This is a genomic window from Labrys sp. Lb11 (assembly GCF_057554225.1).
In genome coordinates this window covers 505,039-531,907 of the sequence record NZ_BAAJOT010000003.1, presented here as the reverse complement: position 1 = coordinate 531,907, position 26,869 = coordinate 505,039, and the positions used below count along the sequence as shown (strand labels likewise).

The 26,869-nt window shown below is 68.8% G+C and carries 20 protein-coding genes; 10 read left to right on the top strand and 10 right to left on the bottom strand.

Annotated features, from left to right (window positions below):
* Positions 1 to 99: 99 nt before the first annotated feature.
* Positions 100 to 741, bottom strand: coding sequence for a TetR/AcrR family transcriptional regulator (locus AC27L4_RS12250; RefSeq protein ID WP_487142427.1), 642 nt, complete (start codon positions 739 to 741; stop codon positions 100 to 102).
* A gap of 113 nt (positions 742 to 854) precedes the next feature.
* Between AC27L4_RS12250 and AC27L4_RS12245 the strand changes: the two genes are divergently transcribed.
* The 4 genes from AC27L4_RS12245 (at position 855) to AC27L4_RS12230 (ending at position 4,787) form a co-directional block, all read left to right on the top strand.
* Entirely contained in the window at positions 855 to 1,943 is a 1,089-nt protein-coding gene (locus AC27L4_RS12245) for a polyamine ABC transporter substrate-binding protein (RefSeq protein ID WP_487142426.1), read from the top strand.
* Between the two features lie 96 nt (positions 1,944 to 2,039).
* Positions 2,040 to 2,903 (top strand): ABC transporter permease, encoded by an 864-nt coding sequence (locus tag AC27L4_RS12240; protein WP_487142424.1) that lies wholly within the window; start codon positions 2,040 to 2,042, stop codon positions 2,901 to 2,903.
* Between the two features lies 1 nt (position 2,904).
* Positions 2,905 to 3,693 (top strand): ABC transporter permease, encoded by a 789-nt coding sequence (locus AC27L4_RS12235; RefSeq protein WP_487142423.1) that lies wholly within the window; start codon positions 2,905 to 2,907, stop codon positions 3,691 to 3,693.
* Positions 3,690 to 4,787, top strand: coding sequence for an ABC transporter ATP-binding protein (locus AC27L4_RS12230; protein ID WP_487142421.1), 1,098 nt, complete (start codon positions 3,690 to 3,692; stop codon positions 4,785 to 4,787). The genes AC27L4_RS12235 and AC27L4_RS12230 overlap by 4 nt, the downstream gene beginning before the upstream one ends.
* A 493-nt stretch (positions 4,788 to 5,280) precedes the next feature.
* On the opposite strand, the gene AC27L4_RS12225 is transcribed toward AC27L4_RS12230, so the two are convergent.
* The 3 genes from AC27L4_RS12225 to AC27L4_RS12215 form a co-directional block, all read right to left on the bottom strand.
* Positions 5,281 to 6,054 (bottom strand): ferredoxin--NADP reductase, encoded by a 774-nt coding sequence (locus AC27L4_RS12225; protein WP_487142419.1) that lies wholly within the window; start codon positions 6,052 to 6,054, stop codon positions 5,281 to 5,283.
* A gap of 130 nt (positions 6,055 to 6,184) precedes the next feature.
* Positions 6,185 to 7,828: a mucoidy inhibitor MuiA family protein gene (locus tag AC27L4_RS12220; RefSeq protein WP_487142418.1), complete on the bottom strand. Its 1,644-nt coding sequence runs from the start codon at positions 7,826 to 7,828 to the stop codon at positions 6,185 to 6,187.
* Between the two features lie 101 nt (positions 7,829 to 7,929).
* The gene (locus tag AC27L4_RS12215; protein WP_487142417.1) at positions 7,930 to 8,796 is read right to left on the bottom strand and encodes a type 1 glutamine amidotransferase; all 867 of its coding nucleotides are present in this window, start codon (positions 8,794 to 8,796) and stop codon (positions 7,930 to 7,932) included.
* 259 nt (positions 8,797 to 9,055) lie between these two features.
* On the opposite strand from AC27L4_RS12215, the gene AC27L4_RS12210 reads away from it, so the two are divergent.
* Positions 9,056 to 9,958, top strand: coding sequence for a DMT family transporter (locus AC27L4_RS12210; protein WP_487142416.1), 903 nt, complete (start codon positions 9,056 to 9,058; stop codon positions 9,956 to 9,958).
* Between the two features lie 129 nt (positions 9,959 to 10,087).
* Here the strand turns inward: AC27L4_RS12210 and AC27L4_RS12205 are convergent, their stop codons facing one another.
* On the bottom strand, positions 10,088 to 10,756 hold the full coding sequence (locus AC27L4_RS12205) for a L,D-transpeptidase (RefSeq protein WP_487142415.1): 669 nt from the start codon (positions 10,754 to 10,756) through the stop codon (positions 10,088 to 10,090).
* 381 nt (positions 10,757 to 11,137) lie between these two features.
* Here AC27L4_RS12205 and bcsA point away from each other — a divergent pair, with 381 nt between their 5' ends.
* From bcsA to bcsN, 5 genes are read left to right on the top strand one after another with little or no spacing between them, the layout of a single operon-like run.
* Positions 11,138 to 13,414 carry a UDP-forming cellulose synthase catalytic subunit gene (bcsA, locus tag AC27L4_RS12200; RefSeq protein WP_487142414.1) on the top strand — a complete coding sequence of 759 codons (2,277 nt, stop codon included), beginning with the start codon at positions 11,138 to 11,140 and terminating at the stop codon, positions 13,412 to 13,414.
* Entirely contained in the window at positions 13,411 to 15,726 is a 2,316-nt protein-coding gene (locus AC27L4_RS12195; protein ID WP_487142413.1) for a cellulose biosynthesis cyclic di-GMP-binding regulatory protein BcsB, read from the top strand. The genes bcsA and AC27L4_RS12195 overlap by 4 nt, the downstream gene beginning before the upstream one ends.
* Positions 15,726 to 16,781 (top strand): family 8 glycosyl hydrolase, encoded by a 1,056-nt coding sequence (locus AC27L4_RS12190; RefSeq protein ID WP_487142411.1) that lies wholly within the window; start codon positions 15,726 to 15,728, stop codon positions 16,779 to 16,781. Before AC27L4_RS12195 ends, AC27L4_RS12190 begins: the two co-directional genes overlap by 1 nt.
* Before the next feature lie 8 nt (positions 16,782 to 16,789).
* The gene (locus tag AC27L4_RS12185) at positions 16,790 to 18,769 is read left to right on the top strand and encodes a hypothetical protein (protein WP_487142409.1); all 1,980 of its coding nucleotides are present in this window, start codon (positions 16,790 to 16,792) and stop codon (positions 18,767 to 18,769) included.
* 3 nt (positions 18,770 to 18,772) lie between these two features.
* Positions 18,773 to 19,570, top strand: a complete 798-nt coding sequence (gene bcsN, locus AC27L4_RS12180; RefSeq protein ID WP_487142408.1) for a cellulose biosynthesis protein BcsN — start codon at positions 18,773 to 18,775, stop codon at positions 19,568 to 19,570.
* Between the two features lie 209 nt (positions 19,571 to 19,779).
* On the opposite strand, the gene AC27L4_RS12175 is transcribed toward bcsN, so the two are convergent.
* The 5 genes from AC27L4_RS12175 to AC27L4_RS12155 all read right to left on the bottom strand — a co-directional run bounded on the left by AC27L4_RS12175 (position 19,780) and on the right by AC27L4_RS12155 (position 26,869).
* On the bottom strand, positions 19,780 to 21,285 hold the full coding sequence (locus AC27L4_RS12175; protein ID WP_487142407.1) for an arylsulfatase B: 1,506 nt from the start codon (positions 21,283 to 21,285) through the stop codon (positions 19,780 to 19,782).
* 656 nt (positions 21,286 to 21,941) lie between these two features.
* Positions 21,942 to 23,531 (bottom strand): phosphoglycerate dehydrogenase, encoded by a 1,590-nt coding sequence (serA, locus tag AC27L4_RS12170; RefSeq protein WP_487142406.1) that lies wholly within the window; start codon positions 23,529 to 23,531, stop codon positions 21,942 to 21,944.
* Between the two features lie 113 nt (positions 23,532 to 23,644).
* On the bottom strand, positions 23,645 to 24,820 hold the full coding sequence (locus tag AC27L4_RS12165) for a phosphoserine transaminase (RefSeq protein WP_487142405.1): 1,176 nt from the start codon (positions 24,818 to 24,820) through the stop codon (positions 23,645 to 23,647).
* Between the two features lie 129 nt (positions 24,821 to 24,949).
* On the bottom strand, positions 24,950 to 25,789 hold the full coding sequence (locus tag AC27L4_RS12160) for an outer membrane protein (RefSeq protein ID WP_487142404.1): 840 nt from the start codon (positions 25,787 to 25,789) through the stop codon (positions 24,950 to 24,952).
* A 243-nt stretch (positions 25,790 to 26,032) separates the two neighbouring features.
* Positions 26,033 to 26,869 carry an outer membrane protein gene (locus tag AC27L4_RS12155; protein WP_487142403.1) on the bottom strand — a complete coding sequence of 279 codons (837 nt, stop codon included), beginning with the start codon at positions 26,867 to 26,869 and terminating at the stop codon, positions 26,033 to 26,035.

Below are 26,869 nucleotides of genomic sequence, written 5' to 3'. Positions count from 1 at the left end.
CGATCCGCGATGTCCTGCTCGAACTTCAAATCCTGCATAGGGGCTAGCGCGCTTGCGCAACGCTTTGATGACAGCCGCGACGGCCGATGTGACGGTCGCTTAAGGAATGGGGGCGTCGGGCGCCGGCGGCGCGGCGATCAGCGTGGCCAGGGGCCGGTTCTGGCGCGTCACCTCCTGCTTGAGGTGATCGAGCGTCATCGCATCCTGCTTCGCGAATTCCGTGAACATCATGTTGAGGTTGTTGAAGAACATCTGGCCGACCGCCTCGGCGTCGATGTCCGGGCGGACGGCGCCGCGCCGCTGCAGCCTGAGCACCAGGGTCGCGACCTGCTGGCACAGGCGGCAATCGAGCTCGGTGTAGCGCCTGCTGAACGGGCTCTCCGGCTGCTGGATCGACATCGCCATGGCGGCGCGCCACATCGCCTTGCTGAGATAGACCAGGGAGTGGTCGTAGTACCGGTCGATCAGCGCCTTGAGCGCCTCGGCGACCGAAGGGGGCGGGGCGTCGACGACGGCGCCGCCGGCCTGCAGCACCTCCTCGACCTCCATCGTGACCACCGCGACCAGGATGTCGCCCTTGTTCTCGTAGTAATTGTAGAAGGTGCCCACCGATATGTCCGCCAGCTCGGCGATGTCCTCGATGCGCGCGGCGTCGTAGCCGACCTCGCGGAACAGCCTCGTGGCCGCATCCAGGATGCGCCGGTTCCGGTCCGCCTTCTGCCTGGCGCGCAGTCCGGCCATGGGCTTCCTCAAATATGAACAGGTTCATTTTTTCAGATTGACACGAAAAATGAGTTCATTCAGTTTTCTTGTCAACGGCGCCGGCAACAGACGCGCCGGCGGAGGGACCGATCATGAAACCTGTTTCGAACGCAGGCGCGCTGCTGCGCCGGTGCCTGGCGACCGTCGCGGTGCTGGCCGTCTCTGCCGCCGCGGGCACGACGCCCTCCGCGGCGCAGGACGAGCTGAACGCGCTGGTGTGGTGCGACCACACCGATCCGGCGCTGATCGAGCCTTTCGAGAAGGCCAACAACGTCAAGGTCAACCTGAAGGACTATGAGGGGACGGGGGCGGCGCTCTCCATCCTCGAGCAGTCGCAGCCCGGCGACTGGGACGTGATGGTGATCGACAGCATCGACGTGCACCGTGCCGTCGACCTCGGCCTGCTGGCCGAGCTTCCCGCCGGCGCGCTGCCGGACGCCGACATCTTCCCGGAAGTGCGGCTGGCGGACAAGAACGGCAAGGACGGCAAGACCTACGCCGTCACCGAGAAGTTCGGCTACAACACCATCTCCTTCGACAAGAGCAAGGTCGACGCCAAGGACGTCAAGGACCTGTCCGTCATGTGGTCGGACAAGTACAAGGGTCGCATCGCCCTGTACGATTACTACCTGCCGATGATCGGCCTCGTCGACATCGCCCTCGGCAAGAAGACGGCCGAATTGTCCGACGCCGACCTGCCGGCGATCAAGGAGAAGCTGGCGGCGATGAAGGCGGTGGCCAAGCAGGTCGGGGAGGTCACCGCGTCCCAGACCGCGCTCGCCACCGGCGAGGTCGACATCCTCGTCGGCGGCGGCGAGTGGATCACCGCGTCCCTGGTGCACGACAAGCCGAACCTCGACTGGGTCATCCCCGACCAGGGCGCCGTGCGCTGGAGCCAGTCGCTCGCCGTGATGAAGGACTCGACCAGGAAGGACCTGGCGCTGAAATTCGTCCAGTACATCCTCAGTCCCGAGGGGCAGGCGCGGCTCGCCACCTCGTCCTGCTACTGGGCGATGCCGGCCAACAGCAAGGCGGGCGCCCACCTGACCGACGCCCAGAAGGCGGCGCTGCGCTGGAACGACCAGGCCGACTATCTCAAGCGGGCGCAGCTCTATCCCGCCCCGACGCCCGAGCTCGACCGCAAGCTGCAGGACGCCTGGACGGAGATGATGCAGCACTGAGCCCGGCCGGCCGATCCCTTCCCGGGGCTCGGCCGGATCGTCCGGCGCCACGCCCGCCCGGCCCGACCGCCACTCTCATCCGCCTGGAGCGTGCCGATGGCCGCGCTGTCCCTCGAACAGGCCGAACGCCGCAAGGCCTGGGGCTTCGTCCTGCCGGCGCTGGTCTGGACGCTCGCCTTCTTCGTGCTGCCCTTCCTGTTCATGGCGGCTATGAGCTTCTGGTCGCGGCAGGGCCAGGGCATCGTCCGGGTCTGGAACCTCGACAACTACCTGCGCTTCTTCCAGGAGGAGGCGCTGCTCAAGGGGCTGGTCAACTCTCTGGAGATCACCCTCACCGTCACCGTGCTCTCGGTGCTGCTCGCCTATCCGCTGGCCTGGATCATCGCCGAGCGCGTGCCGCGCCGCTTCCAGCGCCTGGCGCTGATCCTGGCGGTGCTGCCGTTCTGGACCTCCTATGTCGTGCGCTCCTACGCGTGGCTGCTGGTGCTGGCCCGCAACGGCATCGTCAACCAGGCCCTGATCGGCATCGGCCTGATCGCCGAGCCCCTGGATCTGGCCAGCACCCGCACGGCGACCGTGATCGGCTTCGTGCACTTCTTCGTCATGCTGCTGACCCTGACGATCTACGCCAACCTGGTGCAGCTGTCGCCGAACTACCGCCGGGCCGCCGCCGACCTCGGCGCCAACGGCTTCCAGACCTTCCGGCACGTGATCCTGCCGCTGACCCTGCCTGGCATCATGACCGGCGCCTTCCTGACCTTCGTCCTGTGCATCGGCGACTATGTCACGCCGCAGATCCTCGGCGGCAACAACGAACTGGTGCTGCCGCAGATCATCATGCTGCAGGTCGGGCGCCGGGCCGACCTGCCGATGGCCGCTGCCCTGTCCATCATCCTGATGCTGGCGGTGACGCTGGCCTATGCCGCCACGGCCCGCTGGCTCAAGATCGACCGGGTGTGACATGCGCGAGCGGATCGTCCACGCCCTGTCCTCGGCCTATGCGGTCCTGATCTTCGGCTTCATCTTCCTGCCGGTGGCGGTGCTGGTGCTGTTCTCGTTCCAGGACGGCCAGTTGCCGGTGCCGCCCTTCAACGGCGCGTCGCTGCGCTGGTACGCGGCCGTGTTCAACGACGCCAAGCTGATGCGGGCGCTCGGCAACTCCTTCCTGGTCGCCGTCCTCTCCTCGCTGCTGGCCTGCCTCCTCGGCTTCCTCGCCGCCTATGGGCTGGCACGGTACAAGCTGCCGGGCTCGGCCCTGCAGCGCGGCCTTCTGATCGCGCCGATGACGGTGAGCTACCTGATCATCGGCCTCGGCCTGCTCACCGTGCTCAACAGCTTCGGCATCCGCCTGTCGCTGTGGACGGTCGGCATCGGTCATGTCGTGATCAACCTGCCGCTGTGCTTTGCCATCATCTATTCCTCGATGGGCTCGCACCACGTCAACATCGAGCGGGCGGCGCGCGACCTCGGCGCCGGCGACCTCCAGGTCATGGTGCTGGTGACGGCGCCGATGCTGATGCCCTCGCTGCTGGCCGCCTTCTTCCTGTCGATGACCTTCAGCTGGGACGAGTTCATCATCGCCTTCCTGCTGTCGCGCTTCGACGTGACGCTGCCGGTCGAGATCTGGAGCCTGCTGCGCTCGGGCCTCAGCCCCAAGACCAACGCCATCGGCTCCTTCGTCTTCCTCGTCTCCGTCTCGGTGCTGCTGGTGCTGGAGCTCGTCCTGTTCAGAAGGAACGCCAAGCCATGACCGCCTCGGTCTCCGTCCGCAATGCGACCAGGAGGTTCGGCGTCTTCACCGCCCTGGACGACGTCTCGCTGGAGATCGGGGCGGGCGAGTTCATCGTGCTGCTCGGTCCCTCGGGCTGCGGCAAGACCACGCTGCTCTCCATCCTCGGCGGCTTCCTCTCGCCCGATGCCGGGCAGGTGCTGATCGGCGGCAAGGACATGACCCGGGTGCCGCCGGCGCGGCGCCCGACCACCACCATGTTCCAGGACTATGCGCTGTTCCCGCATATGCGCCTGAAGGACAATGTCGGCTTCGGCCTGCGCATGCGCGGCGTCGGCAGGGCCGAGCGCCAGGCGCGGGCGCTGGAGTTCCTCGACCTCGTCGGCCTCAGGGCGGCGGCGGACAAGAAGCCGCACGAGCTCTCCGGCGGCCAGCGCCAGCGCGTCGCCCTGGCGCGGGCGCTCGCCGTCGACCCGGACGTGCTGCTGCTCGACGAGCCGCTCGGGGCGCTCGACCTCAAGCTGCGCCGCCAGATGCAGGACGAGCTCAAGGCGATCCAGAAGCGGGTCGGCACCACCTTCGTGCACGTGACGCACGACCAGGAGGAGGCGATGGCGATCGCCGACCGCATCGTGGTGATGAGCGCCGGCCGCATCGCCGATGCGGGCCGGCCGGCCGAGGTCTATATGCGGCCGCGCTCGCTGTTCTCGGCCGGCTTCATGGGAGAGGTCAATTTCGTGCCGGCCCGGATCGCCGGGACGGCGGGCGACGCGGCGGCGGTGGAGACGCCGTTCGGCCCGGTGCGGCTGCCGCTGTCGAGCTTCACGGCCGGCGTTCCCGGCGCCGGGGAGGCGGTGACGCTGTGCATCCGGCCCGAGCAGTTTCGTCAGGCCGGGCCGGCGGATGCGGCGCTGGCGCTCGGCGAGGCGACGGTCACCGGCGCCGCCTTCTTCGGCACGCATTACCGTTGCCACGTCCGGCCGGACGCGGCGCCGGACCTGGAGATCGTCGCCCATCTCGGCCCCTCCGCCGCGGTGGCCGAGGGCCAGGCGATCCGCCTCGCCGTCGCAGCCGGCGACGTGGTGGCGCTGCCGGGGACGGCCAGGCGGGAGTAGTGCGTGGAGATAGGGGCCAGAAACCCCGTTTCCTTCACCCCAAGGCGCCGCATTGTGGGGGTACGGGCAGGGCTGTCTCCCACGGGCACCAGGATAGGGGCGGATCGTGCCGCTGCTGGGAAGGGCGACGTCCTCTCAACCGTCATGGCCGGACTTGATCCGGCCATCCACGCGGACACCAACGACACAGAATCGGGCGACGACAGGCCCCAACCGCCGTGTTCCCTAACGAGATCGCATGCAATCCCGTCGAGATGGCCGGATCAAGTCCGGCCGTGACGCGACTGAATGGGCGAGCCCATTTCTCGGACGGTCGCTTATTTTAGCGCCTATGGGTCTGTGTCCGGCGAGTACGGCCGTCGCGAGGCAGCGGCACCGGACGGGACCTCGCGACCTTCCGCACCGGAGCCGGCTTCGTCGGTCACCCCACCGCTTCGCGAAGAGGGTTTTGGACGCCGTAGCCGGCTGTCGGCACCGCCGCGTGCCCCACCCCTCAGCGCTCGGCGAAGGCCTTCTCGATGACGAAATGGCCGGGCTCGCCGTGGTTGCCTTCGAGGAAGCCGCGCTGTTCCAGCATGGCCTTGAGGTCGCGCAGCATCTCCGGGCTGCCGCAGATCATCACCCGGTCATCCTCGATGTCGAGCGGCGGCAGGTCGATGTCCTCGAACAGCTTCTCGGTGGCGATCAGGTCGGTGATGCGGCCGGTGTTGCGGAAGGCCTCGCGCGTCACGGTCGGATAATAGATCAGCTTCTCGCGCACGCTCTCGCCGAGGAATTCGTGCTCGGGCAACTCCCGGGTGATGCGCTCGCCATAGGCCAATTCGTCGACCTGGCGCACGCCGTGGATCAGGATGATGCGCTCGAAGCGCTCATAGACCTCCGGGTCCTTGATCAGGCTGAGGAAGGGGGCGAGGCCGGTGCCGGTGCCGAGCAGATAGAGGTGCTTGCCGGGCTTGAGGTTGTCGAGCAGCAGCGTGCCGGTCGCCTTCTTGCCGACGATGATCGGATCGCCCTCCTTCAGGTGCTGCAGGCGCGAGGTCAGCGGCCCGTTCGGCACCTTGATCGAGAAGAACTCCAGCGTCTCCTCGTGGTTGGCGCTGGCCACCGAATAGGCCCGCAGCAGCGGGCGGCCGTCCACCGGCAGGCCGATCATGGTGAACTGCCCGTTCTCGAACCGGAAGCCCGGATCCCGCGTGGTGGTGAAGCTGAACAACGTGTCGGTCCAGTGATGGACGCTGAGAACCCGTTCTTCGAAGAAATTGCTCATGCTGAGAAGCCGCCGCGAGTGGTGCCGGACGCCAGGTTCGACATGACGATGCCCATATCCGTATTTTTATGTGTAATCAACTTTATACCCCATATGAACGCGTGAAATAGCGTCGCAGGGGGCGTTCCCGTCAATCCATCTGCACGTCCAGGTCCGGCGGCCAGGAGACCTTGTAGCCGAACTTGATGTCCTGGATGGCGCCGGGGGCGAGGTCGTAGGTCCACACCATGATGCCGCGGCGGTTGTCGGCGTTCTTCTCGGTCGGCGGCGTCGTCTGCGGCGAGAGCTCGACCTTGACGTCGGCGATCTCGCTGACCGGGATCGCCTCTTCCACCGAGATCCGGATCGGCGCGGGCCGGCCGTTGCGCAGGGTCACCTTGAAGTCGCGGCGGTCGCTGCGGCCGGCGCGGGCCTGGCCGGCATCCGTCTCGGTCCGGCGGGTGACGACGCGCTCGACCTTGATGCGGTCGTCGGCGCCGAAGCCGATGCGCACCGGCTCGCCGCGCGTGGCCAGCGGCATGTCGGCCTGGCCGGCATAGAGGCCGTCGCGATAGATCGAGACCCGGCCGGGGAAGAGCGGCGTGTCCGCCGCATGGTCGAAGCGGGCTTCCAGGAAGGCCGTGGCCTGCACGGCCGGCGCGGCGCGCGCGACGATGTCCGGCGTGATCGTGTCGGAGGCGAGCCGCAGCGACCGCGTTGCCGGTCCGGAGGCGACCGAGGTGCGGCCGGGCAGGGCCCAGCTGCTCTGGAAGCCGCCGGTGTCGAGGCTGGCCTCCTGCTCGCGGCCGGGCGTGACCGGCGCCGGAGCCGGTGGCTCCGCCATGGCGGAGCCGGCCGGGGCGTTCATCCGCAGCTTCGGACGGGCGGCGTCCAGCGGAGCCGGAGCTTCCTGCAGCACGATCGGCGGCTGGTAGAGCCGGACCAGCCTGGTCTCGAGCCGGGGCGCGGCGGCGCCGGCGGTGGCCCTGGCGGTGGAGACGGTCAGCGCCACGTCGCTCCAGTCCTCGCCGGTCGACTGGCTGATGCGGGCGCGGCGGACGAGATCGAGCGAGCCGGCCGTGCTGTCGAGCCGCGCGTCGTAGAGCGGCGTCCAGCCGGCATGGCCGATGACGTAGCTGACGGCGATGCGGCCCTTGGCGGCCTGGTCGGCGGTGAGGGCGATGCGCAGCTCCGTGCGCTGCTGGCCCTGGGGCCGGCCGTCGCGCTGCGCCGTCGCCCTGGCGATCTCCTTGTCGATGTCGCGGGCGCGGATCTCGGCCTGGCGCACCGCCTCGTTCACGGCGGCGAGATCGTCGCCGACCATGGTCCAGGTCGCGCGCAGCGTGGCGGGGTCGAACGGCTTGTCGCCGGCGTCCTTGCCGACGGCCGGCAAGGCGCTCCTGGCGATGCGTTCGATGAAGCCGCGCTTGGTGCGCAGCGCGTCGATCTCGCCGTCGACCGCGGCGCGCCTGTCCCTGAGGTCCTGCAGCGCTTGTTCGAGGCTGGCGTCGGGTTCCGGCGGGTCGACGAAGACCTGCCTGGCATCGATGCCGGCGACCGACATGCCCGGAGCGGCCGAGGCGTCGAGGCGCAGCGACGCCTGGTCGAGGTCGGCCGGGAAGTCCCTGGCCACCAGCGTCGTGTCGCCGGCGGGCGCGTCGAACGCGATGATGCGCGTCACGGTCGCCCCGTCGGGATAGACGGTGACGGCGTCGACCTTCGAGCCGGCGGCGAGGTCGGCGGCGAAGGCCGGCGGCGCCGCGAGGGCCAGGGCGATCGCGAGAGCGTGGCGCATGAAAGCCTCCCCGTGGATGACACGCTGTATGAAGAGCGCGATTGCGGCGCCATGGAGGCGCCGCGGGGAGGTTGTTTCCGCCGGAACAGCCGGGGCGGGCGTCAGTCCCGCCCGCGTTGCGCCCGCACCGCCCTGACGCGGTGCTCGATGAAGTTCTCGATCTCCTTCAGCCGGCGGCCGGGGTCGAGGATGTCGGGGCCGATGCCGTAGCGCCAGGAGATGTCGGTGCGGCGCGGGTCGGCCACCAGCGCCTCCAGATCCTCGATCCAGCGGTCGGCCACGGCGCCGTCGCGGAAGAAGCCCTCGGCCATCAGCGTCGGCTTGTAGCGGCGCATGATCACCGACAGCTCGTTGAGCGAGAATTCCGGGTGGTACTGGATGCCCCAGAAGGTGCCGCCGTCATGGCTGATGTCGACCGCCTGCACGTCGCTCACGGCGTTGGCGGCGAGCACGACGGCGTTGCCGGGCAGGGCCTCGACCTCGTCGCCGTGCACGCAGGGGCTGGTGAAGATCGGCGCCTTGCCGTCATAGAGCGGGTGGCCGATGCCGGCCTGCGTCAGGGTGATGTCGCGGGCGATGCCGACCTCGCGACCCTTGGGATTGGCGCGGACGGAGCCGCCGGCGGCGACCGTCGCCACCTGCAGGCCCCAGCAGGAGCCGAAGAACGGCGTGCCCGAGCGGTAGACCTCGCGCGCCAGCTCGACCTGGCGCATGGATTCGGGCTCCGCCTTCCACAGGTTGAGCCCCGAGCCGGTCAGCACCACGCCGTCATAGTCGGCCAGGCCGGTCGATTCGGGCAGGTTCGCGCCTTCGTCGGCCGGAAAGGCGATGTCGCAGACCGCGTCGGGCGCGAAGCGCCTGAGGGTCGCCGCATAGGATTCCGACGGCGTCAGGCCGTAGGTCGACTTGTGGCGCTCGCGGGCGGCGCGGACATTGCCTTCGACCACGAGGAGGCGAATGGGGGGCATGACAGTCTCTGGTCCGTTTCGATCGTGATGTAGCAGTGCGCTCCCGTTTGGAAAAGGGCGTACGGCATGGGGCAGGGGAGCCATGCCGCGCGGGCAGGCCGGCGGCCGAATGGGGGTTGCCGGGCCTGGGGCCTGCCGGTAGAGCCATGAAGCCCGGCCGAATGCCGGCCGGGTCGGCTCGCCGGATGTCCTGCCGCCGGCCCCTCAACCGCCGTCCACCGGGGCCGGGCCTCGGCGACGGCGCCCACCGGCGTCCGCGATGCGAAATCCCCTCCGTGGCCTTTACGACAACGCCTATGTGGTGCTGCCGGCAGCCAGCCTGATGTGGGCCGGCAACTCGATCGTCGGCAAGCTGGCGATCGGCGAGGTGACGCCGATGACCCTGACCTTCCTGCGCTGGCTGCTGGTCTGCCTGATCCTGCTGCCGCTCTATCGCCGGGAGGCGCGTACGGTGCTGCCGGTGCTGGCGCCGCGCTGGCCCTGGGTGGTGGCGATGGCGGCCCTCGGCTACACCGCGTTCAACGCCTTGCTCTACCTGGCGGCCTATCACACCAGCGGCGTCAACCTCACCATGCTGCAGTCCTCGATCCCGGTGTTCGTGCTCGCCGGCTCGATGCTGCTGTTCGGCTCGCGGACCAGTCTCCTGCAGGGCGTCGGCACGGCCGCGACGCTGGTCGGCGTCGCGGTCGTCGCCTCGGGCGGCGACCTGCGGCGCCTGGCCGAGTTCCAGTTCAACATCGGCGACCTCTACGTCCTCGTCGCCTGCGGGCTCTATGCCGGCTATACGCTCGGCCTCCGGCTGCGGCCGCCGCTGCCGGGCCTGTCGCTGTTCAGCTGGTTCTCGGTGGTGGCGATGCTCGTCTCCGCGCCGCTGCTGATCTGGGAAATGGCGCAGGGAGCCTTCCACTGGCCGACCGCCAAGGGCTGGGCGATCATGGCCTATGTCACGATCTGCCCGTCGCTCCTGTCGCAGATCTTCTACATTCGCGGTGTGGAATTGCTGGGTCCGGCGCGGGCCGGCCTGTTCATCAACCTCATCCCGGTGTTCGGGGCGCTGATGGCGGTGGCGATCCTGGGCGAGCCGATCGGCTGGGGCGAGATCGCCGCCGCCGGCCTGGTGTTCGGCGGCATCGCCGTCGCCGAGCTCGGCAAGCAGCGCTGAGAGGCAGGTTCTGGTCGCTGGCGAGATGGCCCCGCGCCTTTCGGCAGGACGGGAACCTCGATGCGGTCTTCGTCGACGGCGCCTGACGCGGCCGGGGCGGATGGACGCCGCCCCCGGGGCCGGTCGAGATCAGGCGTAGCCGCCGCTCGATGGCAGCACCACGACGTTGGTGCCGACCGGAACGCGGTTGTAGAGGTCGATGATGTCCTGGTTGAACAGGCGGATGCAACCGCTCGACACGGACTTGCCGATCGAGGCCGGCTCGGCGGTGCCGTGGATGCGGTAGAGCGTGTCGCGGTCGCCCTGGTAGAGATAGAGCGCCCGGGCGCCGAGCGGGTTGTCGAGGCCGCCGGGCATGCCGCCGGCATAGAGCGCGGCCTTCGGATCGCGCAGCATCATCTCGGCCGGCGGCGTCCAGGTCGGCCAGACCGACTTGCGGCGGACGCGGGCATCGCCGTTCCAGGCGAAGCCCTCCCGGCCGACGCCGATGCCGTAGCGCATGGCTGTGCCGTCACCCTGCACGTGGAAGAGGTGATGCGCGTCGGGGTCGACGACGATCGTTCCGGGCGCCTCGCCGGTGGGATCCTGGACCTGCCGGCGCAGGAACCTGGGGTCGATCTTGCGGACGTCGATGGCCGGCACGATGAAGCGGCCGTCGTCGATCTCGCCATAGATCCGCTGGTACTCGGGATCGACTCCGAAGCCGTCCAGGCCCGCCATGGACGAGGGCACGCCGCTGCAACCGGCCAGAACAAAGGGTGCGCCCAGGACAAGTGCGCGACGGGACAGATCGATCATGAAACAACAACCTTGCGTGGAATCAAAAGCAAAGCGGGTATCCGCTACTGTTGATCTTGTTCCGTCAAAACAGGGTTAATGTTTGACCTCCCGCACGATCACGGAAGCGTGTGGCTTCCCTGCCATCCTGTGTCCCGCACACCACACCCGTCGCCGGGACGATAGGGGCCGGACAGGGGAAATCGGCGCAGCCGGGGCCGTGCGACCGTCGCTGTCCGCGCATGCGCGAGTCGGGGCGGCCGGCATGCCGCGGTTTCTTGCTACCTCCGACGGGGGCATAAAGGAATTATTATCCATACCGCCGCCACCATGCGATCTCCGGGAACCAGGAGGCTGCGCTTTTCGCTCTTGCCGGGAGCGGATATGCAGGGAAGGAACGGCATGGCGCGTTGGGCTCGATTTCTGCTTTGGCTGTCGGCCGTTGCCCTGGTGGTTTGCCTGGCGACCCTGCCGATCGGCATCGACGCGCAGCTGCTGCTGAGCGTCGCCTGCATCGGCGGCATGCTGGTGCTGTCGCGCCTGCGTCATTCCGGCCTGGCCAAGCACGTCTTCCTCGCGCTCGGCACCTTCGTCGTACTGCGCTACGTGTTCTGGCGCACCACCTCGACGCTGCCGCCGCTGGCCAATCCGGTCGATTTCGCCTTCGGCCTGCTGCTCTACGGTGCGGAGATGTATTGCGTCGCCGTGCTGGCGATGAGCCTGTTCATCATCGCTGATCCGGTCGAGGAGCGCCGGGCGCCCGAGGTCGACGACAAGGATCTGCCGACGGTCGACGTGTTCGTGCCCTCCTACAACGAGGATGCGGATCTCCTCGCCTCGACATTGGCGGCAGCCAAGGCGATGGACTATCCGCGCGACAAGTTCACCGTCTTCCTGCTGGACGACGGCGGCACCGACGCCAAGGTCAATTCGCCCGACCCCCGCATCGCCCTGCCGGCGCAGCGGCGGCGCGCGGCGCTGCAGGCGCTGGCCGAGCGCCTCGACGTGCGCTACGTGACCCGAGCCCGCAACGAGCACGCCAAGGCGGGCAACCTGAATGCGGGCATGGCTGTCTCCAACGGCGAACTCATCGCCATCTTCGACGCCGACCACGCACCTTTCCGCAATTTCCTGCGCGAGACTGTCGGCTTCTTCCGGGCCGACCCCAAGCTCTTCCTGGTGCAGACGCCGCACGTCTTCCTCAATCCCGATCCGATCGAGAAGAACCTGCAGACCTTCAAGAAGATGCCGTCGGAGAACGAGATGTTCTACGGCGTCATCCAGAAGGGGCTGGATCGCTGGAACGCCTCCTTCTTCTGCGGCTCGGCCGCGGTGTTGAGCCGGCGGGCGCTCGACAGCGTCGGCGGCTTTGCCGGCGTGACCATCACCGAGGACTGCGAGACGGCCCTGGAACTGCACGCCAGGGGCTGGAACAGCGTCTATGTCGAGAAGCCGCTGATCGCGGGCCTGCAGCCGGAGACGCTGGCGAGCTTCATCGGCCAGCGTTCGCGCTGGTGCCGCGGCATGATCCAGATCCTGCTGCTGAAGAATCCGCTGTTCCGCCGCGGCCTCTCGCTGGCACAGCGCATATGCTACGTCTCCAACCCGCTGTTCTGGTTCTTTCCGTTCCCGCGCCTGGCCTTCACCTTCGCGCCGCTGCTCTATCTGTTCTTCTCGCTGAAGATCTATGTGGCCAACGTCCACCAGATGGTCGCCTACACCGTGACCTATCTCGTGGTGAACGTGATGATGCAGAACTATCTCTATGGGCGCGTGCGCTGGCCCTGGGTGTCCGAGCTGTACGAATATGTCCAGTCGATCCACCTGTTCCGCGCCATCATCGGCGTCGTGCTCAATCCGCGCAAGCCGACCTTCAACGTCACCGACAAGTCGCTGACGCTGGAGGAGGACCAGCTGTCCGAGCTGGCCCGACCCTATTTCGCGCTGTTTTTCGTCCTGTGCCTGGGGGCAGGCGTCGGCATCTGGAAGCTGGCGACGGAACCGGTGTTCAACGAGCTCCTGGTCGTGGTGCTGGCCTGGAACGCCTTCAACCTCATCATCGCCGGCGCGGCGCTCGGCGCCGTCACCGAACGGCGCGAGCTGCGCAAGACCCAGCGCCTCGACATCCAGCGGCGCGGCCTGCTGATCGCCGGCGGCATCGAGGTCCCCGTGCTGATCGAGGACGTCTCCACCGGCGGCGCCAGGGTCCGGACGATCGGCGGACAGCTGCCGTCCAACCGCGAGAGCGAGCTGCTGGGCACCCTGATCGTCGACCAGCTGCGGTCCGACGTGCCGGTGCGCAGCGTCTCCGTCATCGTCCGCCATATCGGCGCCGAAGGGCCGGACAATCTCTACGGCCTGCAGTTCATCCAGACCTCGCCGGCCCATATGCGGCTGGTCGCGGACCTGATGTACGGCGACTTCATGGCGCTCGACCGGGTCAGGCAGGCTCGCCGCCAGCACAAGGGCATCCTGGCGGGCACGCTGCAGTTCATCGCCTGGGGGCTGCATTACAGCCTGCGCGCCTTCGGCTTCGCGGTGCGCGGCACGCGCAAGAAGGCGCCGCCGCCGGCGCGGCTGCCCGAGACGCCGCGACGGCCCGGGAACGGCGGCCCGGATCCGGCGCCGGCCGCCACGGCACCGGAGACGGCGCCGGCCGGGCGGGAGAGCGCGGCATGACGAGGACGCATCGCACCCTCGCCGTCGCGGCCGCCGCCGCGCTCTCGGCCGCGATCGCCGTGCGTCCGGCGGGGGCGGAGGAGACGACGCCGATCACCACGACGCCGGTTACCACGGTGCCGGCGACGGTCGCCAAGGTGCCGGCAACGGTCCCCGCCACGCCGGCTTCGCCCGCGGCGAGCCTCTGGCGCCTGCCGGCCTCGCCGGACGCCATGCGCGTCGACGGCGAGGACGGCACGCTGACCGTGCCGGTCTACCTGCCGCCGGGGGCCACGCGAGAGGCGAAACGGTTCCAGCTCACCTACCAGGCGGCGATCTCGGTGATGCCGGAGGCGTCCTGGCTGACGTTGACCGTCAACGGCCACACCATCGGCCGCGTGCCGATCGCGGCGCCGACCTCGGCCAAGCGCCTGTTCTTCGACCTGCCCGCCGGCACGCTGACGCCCGGCTGGAATGCCGTGCAGATCGGCATTTCCCAGCGCCACCGCGTCGACTGCTCGATCGAGGCGACCTACGAGCTGTGGACGCAGATCGATCCGGCACGCAGCGGCTTTTCCGGCATCGACCCCACGATGGAGAGCCTGGACGACCTGCCGGCCCTTGCGGTCGATACGTCCGGCGCCACCCGCCTGCATCTCCTGTTGCCGGCCAACGCCGCCGCGACCGATATCGAGCGGGCGGTGGCCGTGGCCGAGCGGGTCGCCCTGCGCGGGCGCTTCAACCACCCGGTGGTCGACACCGTCCCGGCTCCCGACGGCCTGACCATCGCCGTCGGCACCCAGGCCGCCCTTGCCGCAACGCTCGGAACCGCGCCGCCCTCCGCCGCTTCCGCGGTCAGCCTCGGCACCACCAAGCAGGGAGGGCCGCTCCTGACCGTGTCGGGGTTCACCGAAGCCGAGCTCGACCGGGCGGTCGCCGAGCTGGAGGCCGTGCCGCGGCCGGCCGGCACGCCGGAGGGCCTGCAGGCGCTGGCGACCGCCCGGGGCGCGCGCATCCGGCCGGGCGAGGCTGCGAGCCTGGCGGATCTCGGCGTGCGCACGGCGACCTTCAGCGGCCGCCTGTTCCGGACCGGCTTCGACATCGTCCTGCCGCCGGACGCTTTTCCCGCCGACTACGGCGAGGCGCGCTTCACCTTCGACGGCGGATACTCGGCCGGGCTGACCCGCGACGCCCGCCTGATCATCCGCGTCAACGGCATCATCAACGGCAATCTCGACCTCGACCGCCCGGGCGGGGCCGCCCTGCAAGGGCAGGTCATCCACATGCCGCTGACGGCGTTCCGCCCGGGGCGCAACCGCATCGAGATCCAGGCCGAGCTGCCGGCGCGCTCGGACCTGTCCTGCGACACGCTGACCTCGATCAACGCCAAGGAGCGTTTCCTGATCCTCGGCAGCAGCACGCTGGCGGTGCCGCGGCTGGCGCGGATCGCCCAGTTCCCGAACCTCTCGGCCACCATGGTCGGCAATTTTCGCATCACCCCCGACGCGCCGCCGCAGCTGTTCCTGACGCGCCAGACGCCCGAGGCCGTGGCGGCCGCGGCGACCCTCATGGTCAACGCGGCGCTCGGCTCCGGCGTGCCGACGAACGCCGTCATCCGGCGCGGACCGCCACAGCCCGGCGAGGCGTCCGCCGTGATCCTCGGCACCTCCACGGACATCACGCCGTCGCTGCTCGAGGCAGCGGGCGTCGACGCCGCCACGGTCGCAAGCGCCTGGTCCGGCCGGCCGGTGCCGGCGAGGAACGACATCACCGGCGCCATCCCGACGCCGTGGGCGGCCGGTGACAGCGCGGACATGGACCGGCTCGACGCCTGGGGGCAACAGGTCGACCGGAGCGAAGGCTGGTACGGCCCGGCCGGCGCGACCATCGAGTGGCTGAGAGGCCTGGCGGTCGGCTCCCTGCAGAGCGCCGGCCTGATGTCCTATCCGGACCGGCCGGTGGCGGTCACCGGCGACATGTCGATGCTGATGGCGCAGGGCCTTCGCGACGGCACGGCCCTGACCGTCGTCGCGGCGCGGGACGACGAGGCGCTGGCGGCGGGCGCAGCCGCCGTCACCGATCCCGTCCGGGTCGCCCAGCTGGCGGGACGGGCCGCCACGCTGGCGGCGGCCGGCGGCAGCGTCGACCTCGTTGCCGCCCGCAGCATCGCCTTCTTCCGGACCGCGCCGTTCTCGGTCGGCAACGAACGACTGATCGCGGCCGGCTGGGTCTCCAGCAATGCCGGCTGGTATATCGGCCTCGCCCTGCTGGCGACGATGACCCTGGGCATTGCCACCTGGGCGACGCTCGCCTTTTCGCGACGGGGGGCCTGATGCGCCGGCTGTTCGCCTTCCTCATCCTCGCTGCCATGGCCGGCTTGGCCCGGGCCGGCGAGGTTACGCCGATCGGCGGGACGCTGCAGGCGCCGGCGCTGTGGCAGGCCTACAAGGCCGCCTTCGTCAGCGGCGACGGCCGGGTGACCGACAACGCCAACCACGACATCTCGCACAGCGAAGGCCAGGGCTACGGCATGCTGCTGGCCGCCGCCGCCGACGACCGCGCGGCCTTCGACCTGATGTGGAACTGGACTCGGGCGCAGCTCATGCTGCGCGACGACGGCCTCGCCGCCTGGCGCTGGGATCCGGCGGCGACGCCGCATGTCGGCGACCGCAACAACGCCACCGACGGCGACATCCTGATCGCCTGGGCCCTGGCCGAGGCAGGCGACCTCTGGCGCGACAACGCGTACAAGGCGGCGTCGCTGCAACTGGCGGCGGTCATCGCCGACAAGGCTATCGTCCAGGGGAAGTTCGGAACTCTCCTGAAGCCGGGCATGGCCGGCTATTCCGCCAAGGACCGGGCCGATGGCCCGGTGGTCAACCCGTCCTACTGGGTCTTTCCCGGTCTCCTCCGCCTGGCGGCGGTGGCGCCGGGCCACCCGTGGGACGCCGCCGTCAAGGGCGGCCTGGACCTCCTCTCCGCCGCCCGCTTCGGGCCGCCGAGCCTGCCGAGCGACTGGGTCGCGCTGGCCGGCGGCAAGCCGGCACCGGCGAAGGGCTTTGCGCCGACCTTCGGCTACGACGCCATCCGCATCCCGCTCTACCTGGTCTGGGGCGGGTTCGGCAGCAAGGCGAACCTCGCTCCCTACATGACCGCCTGGGCGGACCCGGCGGTGCCTCCCCAGCGCATCAACGTGGTCAGCGGCGAGGTGATCGAGCCGTTCTCGGACAGCGGCTATCGCGCGATCGCCGCCCTGACGCGTTGCGCCGCGGCGGGCCGGAAGATCGACGTCGACCTCACCGGTGCCGCCGTCGACCGCTACTACCCGACAACGCTGCGAGCCCTGGTGCTGATTGCGGCCCGGCAGAGGTATCCGCAGTGCCTGTGATCCGCCGCATGCTGCCCTTTCTCGGAGTGCTCGCTCTGGCCGGCGCCGCCTCCGCCGCAGAGCAGGCCGGCCAGACGACGGTCGCCGACGTCGACATGAGCGCGCTGCGCTACTACGCCTCGCGCAACGAGACGGCGCGCGTCGACGCCGAGATCCGGCGCCTGCGCAGCCTCTACCCCGGCTGGCAGCCGCCGGCCGAGCCGGCTTCGATCGCCCTGCCGGAAGCCGTGTCGGACGACAAGCCGCTCTGGGATCTGTTCGCCGCCGACAAGCTCGCCGAGCTCGAAGCCGAGATCGCCCGGCGCAAGGCTGCCGATCCGTCCTGGACGGTGCCGGAGGATCTCGCCGCCAAGCTGGCGCTGAAGCAGGCCAGGGCCGCGCTGGTGGCGGCCTCGGACCGCAGCGACTGGCCCGCCGTCATCGACTTCGCCGGCAAGACGCCGGAACTGGTCGACACCGCCGACCTCGACGTCGCCTGGCGCGTCGCCGAAGCCTATGCGCGGACCGGTGACACAGCCAAGGCGCTCGAGATCTACCGCAGCATCCTCGGCGCCGTGCAGGATGGCGAGGCGCGGCTCGCCACGGTGCGCAAGGCCATGGCGGTCCTGTCGCCCGGCGATGTCAGGACGCTGATCGCCATGGGCCGGACCGGCCCGGACGGGCGACCGGAGTTCGATGTGATCAGCCTCGAGCTGGCCCGCCGGCATCTGGGCGAGATCGTCGCCGGGACAGCGACCGACGATCTCAGCCCGGCCGAGCAGCAGTTGCTGGAGGCTTCGGCGAAGTCGGGGGCTGCCGGCGCCGACGATGCTGCACTGCTGGGCTGGCGGGCTTCGCAGCGAAAGGACTGGGCCGGGGCGCTCGGCTGGTTCCAGCTCGCGCTCTCCCATGTCCCCTCGGTCGACAAGGCCCGGCCGGAGGACGCCAAGGCGGCGCAGGGCGCGGTGAATGCACTGCGGGAGCTGGGACGCAACGCCGAGGCCGAGAGCCTGGCCTATCGGTGGCGGGAGCAGGATCCGGCGATACTCCTCGCCTATGCCGGCCTGGTCGAGCCGGACCTGACCGCCCCGAAGCCGGTGGTCATGGACGCCGAGCGCCTGAAGCGGTTCAGCGAGGTGGTGCTCGCGCGCCAGCTGGGGTCGGGCGCCCGGGCCCTGGGGTGGTATGCCTACAATATTGGCCAGTTCGAGCCGGCCAAGGCTTGGTTCGAGAAGGCGATGGCCTGGCAGCCGCGTGACAGCACTGCGCTCGGCCTCGCGCTCTCGCTGCAGCGGCTCGGCGACAAGGCAGGTCTGGCCGATTTCCTCAAGCGCAACCTGCCGACCTTCCCGGCCCTGGCTGCCCTCGGACGGACCGTGGCCGCCGGCGGTGACCCGGCCGGCGAAGCGGGCCGCCCGCGCAAGCGGAGCGCCGGCGGGGCGAGCGGCGGCGGCCCGGCGGCCGCGGCCCGGCGCAAGGACTATGGGCGCTGCGTCGCGCTGGCGGTGCAGGCGGAAGCGTCCGGCCTGGGCAACGCCAACACCAGCCTGCAGAAGGGCTGGTGCCTGATGGCGCTCAATCGGCCGCAGGAGGCGGCGATTGCCTTTGCCGCGGCACAGGGCGGATCCAATCCCGGGGATGCCGCCTATGGCCAGGCCCTGGCGGAGCTGCGCAGCAACCGTCCGGATGCGGCGCTCGCGGCGGCGGCCTCGGGACCTCTCACCAGCCAGCGCCGCAACGAGATCGGCACCGCCGTCCTCGCCCAGCAGGCGGCGAACGCCTTCGATCGCGGGCAGTACAAGGCCGTGCTTCGGACGCTCGATCGGCGGCGGGCCTTCGTGGCGGAACCGCGCGACCTGATGGTCCTGCGCGGCTGGTCGCTCTATCACCTGTTGCGCCGCGACGAGGCCGCGGCAATCTTTTCCAGACTCGATCGGCAGATGTCGACGAGCGACACCCGGGCCGGGCTCGCCGCGGCGACGGATCCGGATGCGGGACGAGGGCACTGACGCATGGCGGCCTCGATCAAAATCCGCCTGGCGGCCGGCCTGCTGATCCTGTCGGCAGCGGCGGCGCAGGCCGCCTCCGCCGATCGCTGGGCGAGGGCGCTCGGGCTGGCGCCGAACGTGCCGCTGGTGATGCCCGTGGGGGCGGCCGGGCCGGCCATCGGGCTGTCCGAGCGGATCACGGAATCGTCCTTGAAACAGACGATCGGATTGCGGGGAGATCCGGGGACGGTAGGTCAGAACGCGATCTACGTGACGCTGTCGCGCCGCGGCTTCGTCCGGTCCGCGACCCAGGAACAGCTCGTCGCCGAGATGGCGGAGCGGCTGCCGGGGATCGCCATGTCGCTCCAGCCGGGCTTCACGCAGAACGGCTTCGGCGCCTTCGGCTACGCGCTCGGCCGCAGCGGCCCGCAGATCTGCCTCTATGCCTGGCAGTCGGTCAGCAATGCCAACGAGTGGGTGACGGGCACACCGCCGAGCCTGTTCGGCGAACGGCTCGGCCTGTCGATCCGGGTGCGGTTGTGCCGGACCCGGGTGGGCGCGGAGGCGCTGGTCGCCGCCGTCCAGGGGCTGCAGGGCGGTGTCGGCTCAGGCGAGGTCGTGCTGTCGCCGGGCGGCGGCCTGGATGCCCTGTCGGCAGCGGGCGCCCCGCCTGGGCCGGTCCTGGCGCCCATGGGGGAAGCGTGGGTGCCGGCGCCCACGGTGAGGCGGAAGAAGCGCATCGCACCGCGGCCCGAGCCGATCCAGCAGGCGCCCGTCGACAAGCCGTTGCCGGGCTTTCCCGATGTTCCGATGCCGCGATGACGGAACGGGCGCCGGCCCCGGGCGCTCCGAAGAACAACTCATGCCAAAGCTCGATGAGCTTGCCTCATTGAGCTTTGGGTAAGCCCGAGCGGCGCTTGAGCTTTTCAAGGCGCGGATGCGTCGGCATCCTCGCGACTTGGTGTCAATCGAGGGATGCGTCCGATTGCCTCGATGGTGATCCCATGGCGGGCGGGAGGACGTAACCCTCTTCAATCGTCCTGCGTGAAATAGCTATCCTCATTGGGCAACGGAGGTGGTCCGTGCGAGGCCCCCTTGACCGCCGTGAAGGCGTCGACAAGGAACAGCGGCTTGGCGCTCTCCTTGGCCAGCTGCTCGATACGGGCTTTCAACTGCGTGACTTTCTCGGGATTGCTCGCGGCGAGATTGGTCGTTTCCGATGGGTCCTGCGGAATGTTGTAGAGCTCCGTCGAGGAGGGAAGGGGAGTCCGCCAGATCAGCTTCCAGTCCCCTTCGCGCACGCCGCCGCGGAAGGGCTCGATATTGTAGACGATCTCCTGCCGCGGCGAGGCACTGCCCTTGCTGATCGTAGACCAGGCGTCGAGCCCATCGAGGGGCTTTCCCCCGGTCAGGCTCGCCCCCGCCAGCCCGGCAAGCGTGGGGAACATGTCCACCACATGCATCATTTCCTTCACCTCGCCGGGCTTGACCCGTCCCGGCCAGTTCGCCAGGGCGGCAACGCGCGTTCCGCCCTCGTACAGCGTGCCCTTGCCGCCACGATAGGGGCCGTTGTCGGCCGGCAGCTTCAGCTTCGAGACGTCGACATCCCCGGCGAGCATCGCGGTCCGGTTGCCGCCATTGTCGCTCATGAAGACGATCAGCGTGTTCTCGCGCATCTGCTTCTTTTCGAGCGCGGCAACGACCTTGCCGATCTCGTCGTCCATGCAGGTGATCATCGCCGCATAGGTGCGTCGCGTCGGGTCTTCGATGTGCTGGTATCTGTCGATATAGTCCTTCGGCGCCTGATAGGGCGAGTGCGGGGCTGTGAAGGCGAGGTAGAGAAAGAGCGGCGTCTTGGGATCATGCCGGTTGATCTGCGCGACGGCATCCGCGCCCCACAATTGGGGGGCGTAGCCCCGCTCCTTCACCGGCCGGTCGTTGCGATACCAGTCGAGCACATTTGCCGATGAATGGGTGAAGTAGTCGACCTCGCCCACCATCGACCCGTAGTGATAGTCGAACCCGCGCTGGCGGGGCCAGAACTTGCGGTCGGCATGTCCCAGGTGCCACTTGCCCACCATCGCCGTCTTGTAGCCTGCATCCTTCAGGGCCTGCGGCAGCAGCCTTTCGTCCGTCGGCAGGCCGTATTTGCTCGGGGTCGGGATGACCAGGGTTTGCAGGCCGTAGCGGCAGGGGTACCGACCGGTCATCAAGGCCGCGCGCGTGGGGGTGCACATCGGCTGGACATAGAATTGTTCGAGCTGTGCCCCCTCCTGTGCCAGCCTGTCGATATTGGGGGTCTTGATGTCGGAGCCGTGAAATCCGACGTCCTTCCAGCCGAGATCGTCCGCGACGATATAGACGATGTGCGGGCGCGGTGACGCCAATTGGGCCAGGGCCGACGTGACGCTCGCGGGCGCCATTGAAGCCAGGGAAGCCGCGGCAAGCGCCATGCCGCCGTTCAGAACGAGATCGCGACGCCTGATTCCTTCAGGGGTCGACGGAGAGGCGGATCCGTCGGTCGGCCGATGACGCATGATCATGTTCTCGGAGTATTGAGAGACCAGAAGCGAGCAGCGTAGGGCATGGCCGTACGGTGCGAAAGTGGGAGCCATGCGGGAGCCGGGGGAGACGAATCAGGCGGCAGATTTGATTTCGGCGGTGCCTTCGACGCCGTCGTGGAGCTTTACGCTGCCGATCATTTTCGGAAACTGGCTTTGTACTTTCAGTCGACGCCAAGTTTTGGCCGCCGTCCATCACGAACTTGAACACTATCAGTCGAGCGGTGCCCTGCGACAGAGCACCTTTCATGCGCACGGTGCAGTGGTGCGCACCGGCAACCGCACTGTGATGACCGCCGCACGGCCGCCGTGCAACTTGGCTGGCCATCAAGATCTCTGAGGTTCTGCCCCTCCTTGCCGATTCTGTCCATGTTCGGTGTGCGATTACCCGTTGCGCCGTGGTTATAGACGCTCGGGATAGGCGGCAGCATCTACTTGAGTGGAGGCGACCGCAAAGAACTATCCAGGTCGATCAGACCTGGATAGTTCTCGATTTATCGTAGAGTTGATTGTGCGGGAGCTTGCTTCATATCTCTAGGGTCGGCAAGTGTCTCCCTCGCTCAAAATCCGTCCGGGAGTAACGAAGCACGTGACCGCTGACGAGCCCTTAGCGCCCGCCGCGTGGCGATCGTTCAGAACGTCAGCGCCTTGACCTGCACCACGTTCGGGAGGGTGTTGATCTCCTTGAGCAGCGGCTCGCTCACCGGCTGGTCGATGGCGACGAGGGCAATGGCGTCGCCGCCCTCGAAGTCACGGCCGAACTGCATGTGGGCGATGTTGATGTTGTTCTTGCCCAGCAGCGAACCGATGGCGCCGATGAAGCCGGGCCGGTCGTGGTTGGTGATGTACAGCATGCGGGGCAGCAGGTCGGCCTCGACATTGATGCCCTTGATCTGGGTGATGCGCGGCCTGGTGCCGGCGATGATGGTGCCGGCCACCGCGCGGGTGAGGGCCTCCGTCTCGACCTCGAGCGTGATCAGCGACTCGTGGTCGCCCATCTTCTCGCGGGTCGTCTCCTCGATGACGATGCCGCGCTCGCGGGCGATCGAGGGAGCGGCGACGATGTTGATGTCGGCCAGGGCCGGACGCAGCAGCCCGGCGATGGCGGCGCTGGTCAGCGCCTTGATCTTCATGTGCGCCACATCGCCTTCATAGATGATGCGCACGGTCTTGATCGTGCTCTCGGTGAGCTGGCCGGCGAAGGAGCCGAGCTTCTCGGCGAGGGTGATGTAGGGCTTGAGCTTGGGCGCTTCCTCGGCGGTGATCGAGGGGAAGTTGACCGCGTTCTGGATGGCGCCGCGCAGGAGGTAGTCCGACATCTGCTCGGCCACCTGCAGCGCCACGTTCTCCTGGGCTTCCGTGGTCGCGGCGCCCAGATGCGGGGTGCAGACCACGTTGGGCAGGCCGAACAGCGGGTTGGCGGTGGCCGGCTCCTCGACGAAGACGTCGAAGGCGGCGCCGGCGACATGCCCGGACTTGAGCAGCTCGGCCAGCGCCTCCTCGTCGACGAGGCCGCCGCGGGCGCAGTTGATGATGCGCACGCCCTTGCGCGTCCTGGCCAGCGCTTCGCGCGACAGGATGTTGCGGGTCTGCGCCGTCATCGGCGTGTGCAGGGTGATGATGTCGGCGCGGGCGATGAGGTCGTCGAGCTCGACCTTCTCCACCCCGATCTCCACCGCCCGCTCCGGGCTGAGGAAGGGATCGTAGGCGACGACGCGCATGTGCAGGCCGATGGCCCGGTTGGCGACGATCGCGCCGATATTGCCGCAGCCGATGATGCCGAGCACCTTGTTGGTGATCTCGACGCCCATGAAGCGGTTCTTCTCCCACTTGCCGGCCTGGGTCGAGGCGTCGGCCGCGGGGATCTCGCGGGCGAGGGCGAACATCATGGCGATGGCGTGCTCGGCGGTGGTGATCGAGTTGCCGAAAGGCGTGTTCATCACGATCACGCCCCTGGCGGTCGCAGCAGGGATGTCGACATTGTCGACGCCGATGCCGGCGCGGCCGATCACCTTCAGCCTGGTGGCGTTCTCCAGGATCTTGGCTGTCACCTTGGTGGCCGAGCGGATGGCGAGGCCGTCATAGTTGCCGATGATCTCGGCGAGCTTGTCCTTGTCCTTGCCGAGGTTGGGCTGGAAGTCGACCTCGATGCCGCGATCGCGGAAGATCTGGACGGCGGCGGGCGACAGGGCGTCGGAAATCAGGACTTTCGGGGCGGTCATGGGGCGAAACCTTCTATGCAACCGCGGAGAGGGGGGCCGGCGCCGGCCGGCCATGCTGGATCGTGGGGAGGGCGGCGGGCCCGCCGGTCGGGCCGGCCCAACCGGCTTTCCGGTCAGGACGCGGCCGCGAGCTCGGCCTTCGCCTTGTGGAACGACCAGTCGAGCCAGGGCATCAGCGCCTCGACATCGGCCGCCTCGACCGTGGCGCCGCACCAGATGCGCAGGCCGGGCGGGGCGTCGCGGTAGGAGGCGATGTCGAAGCCCGCCTTCTCCTTCTCGATCGCCGCGGCGAGCGCCTTGGCGAATGCGGCCTGCGCCTCGGCGGTGAGGGCGGTGATCGCCGGGTCCACCACCTTCAGGCAGACGCTGGTGTTGGAGCGCGTCGCCTTGTCCCGGGCGAGGAAATCGATCCAGGGCGTGGCGGCGACGAAGCGCTCGATGGCGGCGAGGCTGGCGTCGGCGCGGCCGATCAGGGCGTCGAGGCCACCGATGGAGCGGGCCCAGGCGAGCGCGTCGAGATAGTCCTCCACGCACAGCATGGAGGGCGTGTTGATGGTCTCGCCCTTGAAGATGCCCTCGATCAGCTTGCCGCCCTTGGTCAGGCGGAAGATCTTGGGCAGCGGCCAGGCCGGCGTGTAGCTCTCGAGGCGGGCGACGGCGCGCGGCGACAGCACGAGCACGCCATGCGCGGCCTCGCCGCCGAGCGCCTTTTGCCAGGAGAAGGTGACGACGTCGAGCTTTCCCCAGTCGAGCGGCTGGGCGAAGGCGGCCGAGGTGGCGTCGCAGATGGCCAGGCCCTCGCGGTCGGCGGCGATCCAGTCGGCGTCGGGCACGCGCACGCCCGAGGTGGTGCCGTTCCAGGTGAAGACCACGTCACGCGTGCGGGTGTCGACGGCGGAGAGGTCGACGATCTCGCCGTAGCCGGCCTTGAGGACACGGGCATCGGCGAGCCTGAGCTGCTTGACGACGTCGGCGACCCACTCGCCGCCGAAGGATTCCCAGGCCAGCAGGTCGACGCCGCGGGCGCCCAGCAGCGACCACAGCGCCATTTCGACCGCACCGGTGTCGGAGGCCGGAACGATGCCGATCCGGTAGTCGGCGGGAATGCGCAGGATCTCGCGCGTCTCCTCGATCGCCTGCTCAAGCTTGGTCTTGCCGATCTTGGCCCGGTGCGAGCGGCCCAGCGCCGCGTTCTTCAGGACTTCGGGGGTCCAGCCCGGCCGCTTGGCACAGGGGCCGGACGAAAAATTTGCAACCGTCGGCCGTGCCGCGGGCATTGTCGTCGTCATCGCGATGTCTCCATCCTCGCAGATGGGCGTCCCTCGTTGGGGAGGGATGTCCCACCGCCCGTATGCGCGCGGGCGGCGGCGGCGTCAAGCGCGATTGTAGAGAGAGCGTCGCTTTCTTTGGTGGGGGCGTCAGTCGACGAGATAGCGGAAGCCGAGCCGGATCTCGTGGGCGTAGAGATCCTTGTACTGGACATCGCCGAGCGGCGTGACGGGATCGGTCGGATAGGCGTGGTTGCGGCCGGCCTTGCCGTCGGCGATGTCGAGGAAGCGGTAGCCCAGATCGAGCGACAGGTTCTGGTTGACCGAGTAGCTGATGCCGGCCATCAGCGCCCAGGCGAAGTTCCAGGTCGTGGCACCCTCATTGGAGAAATCGATGGCAGCGTCGCCGCCCGGCGGGAGCGGGCAGGTGCCGCCGTTCTCGGCGCAGGCGACCTGGGTATCCCAGCGGCCCCAATCGACGCGGGCGACGCCGAGGCCGGCGCCGATATATGGCTTGAAGCCGCCCCAGTTGCCGAGATCGGCATAGGCGTTGAGCAGGATCGGGATCGCCGAGACGCTGCTCTTGGCCTGCCCCAGGCAGGTGGCACCGCCGGCGCCGAGATCGCAGTCGAAGGCGCCGAAGCCGACTTCGACGTTCTGCCTGCCGATATAGTCGACCGTCAGATCGACGCGCGCGCCACCGAAATCATAGCCGGCGCCGAGCCCGGCCGACCAGGTGCCGTCGAGGCTGACATTGCTCGACGGGGCTTCGATAGGGCTGGTCCAGCGGCCGTTGACGCCGGGATTCTGCCACAGGGTGTAGCCGACGTCGCCGCGCAGATACCAGTTGCTGCCGAGCTCCGGCTCGCCGCCGGCGTCCTCGACCGGGGGGATTTCGGGCATGTCGCCGGCCAGGGCATGAGCCGGACCGACCAGCCCGAGGGCCGCGGCCAGAGCGAATATCCTGAAGCTGCCCGTGTCGCTGACCATGCCGGTCCCCCTTGCGTGCCGGATCGTCTTGCCGATCCGGACTGTCCCAACGGGCATCAGCCTAGCAGCCGATCCTTAAGCGCTGCTTAACCTTATCTCTTAACCATATTCGTCAATCATCTTGAAATTCTCGGAAATCCCTGCTCTGTCGTGGCCCTGAAAAGCAGAACGGCGCGGCCCTGGAGGCCACGCCGTCTTGCCCGGAATGCGGAAGGCCTGGGTGGGGCCGTCGCGTCCGTCGCCTCAATATTTGCGGGTGAGGGGATAGGGTTCGGCGGCCGGGGCCGGCTCGCCCAGCGCCCAGCGTATGCCGAACTTGAAGTCCTGCGAAGTGATGTCCTTGAACTTCATCGGATTGTAGATGGCGTTCGTGCCGTCGTAGGTGACGAGATCCCCGGACTGCGCGTTGCCGAGATTGATGTAGCGATAGGCCAGTTCCATGGTCAGGTTCGGCGTGACTTCGTAGGCGAGGCCGGCCTGGAGGGACCAGGCAAAGTTCCACTGGGAGTTGTCCTTGCCATAGGCGACGCTGTGGGTCATGTCGCCGCCGCCCGGCAGGTCGGTCGTGCCGACATCCTGGAAGCCGGAGATGGTGTTGAGCGAGCCGCCGATGCCGGCGCCGACGAAGGGCGTGATGCCGTACCATGTGCCGAGATCGACATAGGCATTCAGCATGCCGGTCCATTCGGACTTGCTGCCGGTGTAGCGGTTCTCGCCGACCCGCAGGACGCCGTCGTCGGTGTACGTGATGGTGTCGAGGCCGTTGAAGTTGGCGTTGCCGCGATATTCGCCGGTCACGTCGACGCGCAGCCACTGGTTGAAGCGGTAGCCGATGCCGAGGCCGCCGAACGGGGCGGCGTCGAAATCCTTCTGGCGGGTGTTCAGGGTGTCGAGGCCGCCATAGAGGACGTTGTCGAGCTTGTCGACCTGCTGGTTGGAGAAGCCGATATCGCCACGCAGATACCAGCCGCCGTAATCCGCCACCGGTGGCGGCTCGGGGATCGGCATGTCGGCGGCAAAGGCCGCCGAGGCGGCGAGGAGGAGGGTGCTCGCCAAGGCAAAGGTCTTCAAGGTGGCCAT

Excerpts from the sequence above, each read along its gene's own strand:
- AC27L4_RS12250 (WP_487142427.1), bottom strand. The coding sequence starts at position 741 with ATGGCCGGACTGCGCGCCAGGCAGAAGGCGGACCGGAACCGGCGCATC.
- AC27L4_RS12245 (WP_487142426.1), top strand. The coding sequence starts at position 855 with ATGAAACCTGTTTCGAACGCAGGCGCGCTGCTGCGCCGGTGCCTGGCG.
- AC27L4_RS12240 (WP_487142424.1), top strand. The coding sequence starts at position 2,040 with ATGGCCGCGCTGTCCCTCGAACAGGCCGAACGCCGCAAGGCCTGGGGC.
- AC27L4_RS12235 (WP_487142423.1), top strand. The coding sequence starts at position 2,905 with ATGCGCGAGCGGATCGTCCACGCCCTGTCCTCGGCCTATGCGGTCCTG.
- AC27L4_RS12230 (WP_487142421.1), top strand. The coding sequence starts at position 3,690 with ATGACCGCCTCGGTCTCCGTCCGCAATGCGACCAGGAGGTTCGGCGTC.
- AC27L4_RS12225 (WP_487142419.1), bottom strand. The coding sequence starts at position 6,054 with ATGAGCAATTTCTTCGAAGAACGGGTTCTCAGCGTCCATCACTGGACC.
- AC27L4_RS12220 (WP_487142418.1), bottom strand. The coding sequence starts at position 7,828 with ATGCGCCACGCTCTCGCGATCGCCCTGGCCCTCGCGGCGCCGCCGGCC.
- AC27L4_RS12215 (WP_487142417.1), bottom strand. The coding sequence starts at position 8,796 with ATGCCCCCCATTCGCCTCCTCGTGGTCGAAGGCAATGTCCGCGCCGCC.
- AC27L4_RS12210 (WP_487142416.1), top strand. The coding sequence starts at position 9,056 with ATGCGAAATCCCCTCCGTGGCCTTTACGACAACGCCTATGTGGTGCTG.
- AC27L4_RS12205 (WP_487142415.1), bottom strand. The coding sequence starts at position 10,756 with ATGATCGATCTGTCCCGTCGCGCACTTGTCCTGGGCGCACCCTTTGTT.
- bcsA (WP_487142414.1), top strand. The coding sequence starts at position 11,138 with ATGGCGCGTTGGGCTCGATTTCTGCTTTGGCTGTCGGCCGTTGCCCTG.
- AC27L4_RS12195 (WP_487142413.1), top strand. The coding sequence starts at position 13,411 with ATGACGAGGACGCATCGCACCCTCGCCGTCGCGGCCGCCGCCGCGCTC.
- AC27L4_RS12190 (WP_487142411.1), top strand. The coding sequence starts at position 15,726 with ATGCGCCGGCTGTTCGCCTTCCTCATCCTCGCTGCCATGGCCGGCTTG.
- AC27L4_RS12185 (WP_487142409.1), top strand. The coding sequence starts at position 16,790 with ATGCTGCCCTTTCTCGGAGTGCTCGCTCTGGCCGGCGCCGCCTCCGCC.
- bcsN (WP_487142408.1), top strand. The coding sequence starts at position 18,773 with ATGGCGGCCTCGATCAAAATCCGCCTGGCGGCCGGCCTGCTGATCCTG.
- AC27L4_RS12175 (WP_487142407.1), bottom strand. The coding sequence starts at position 21,285 with ATGCGTCATCGGCCGACCGACGGATCCGCCTCTCCGTCGACCCCTGAA.
- serA (WP_487142406.1), bottom strand. The coding sequence starts at position 23,531 with ATGACCGCCCCGAAAGTCCTGATTTCCGACGCCCTGTCGCCCGCCGCC.
- AC27L4_RS12165 (WP_487142405.1), bottom strand. The coding sequence starts at position 24,820 with ATGACGACGACAATGCCCGCGGCACGGCCGACGGTTGCAAATTTTTCG.
- AC27L4_RS12160 (WP_487142404.1), bottom strand. The coding sequence starts at position 25,789 with ATGGTCAGCGACACGGGCAGCTTCAGGATATTCGCTCTGGCCGCGGCC.
- AC27L4_RS12155 (WP_487142403.1), bottom strand. The coding sequence starts at position 26,869 with ATGGCCACCTTGAAGACCTTTGCCTTGGCGAGCACCCTCCTCCTCGCC.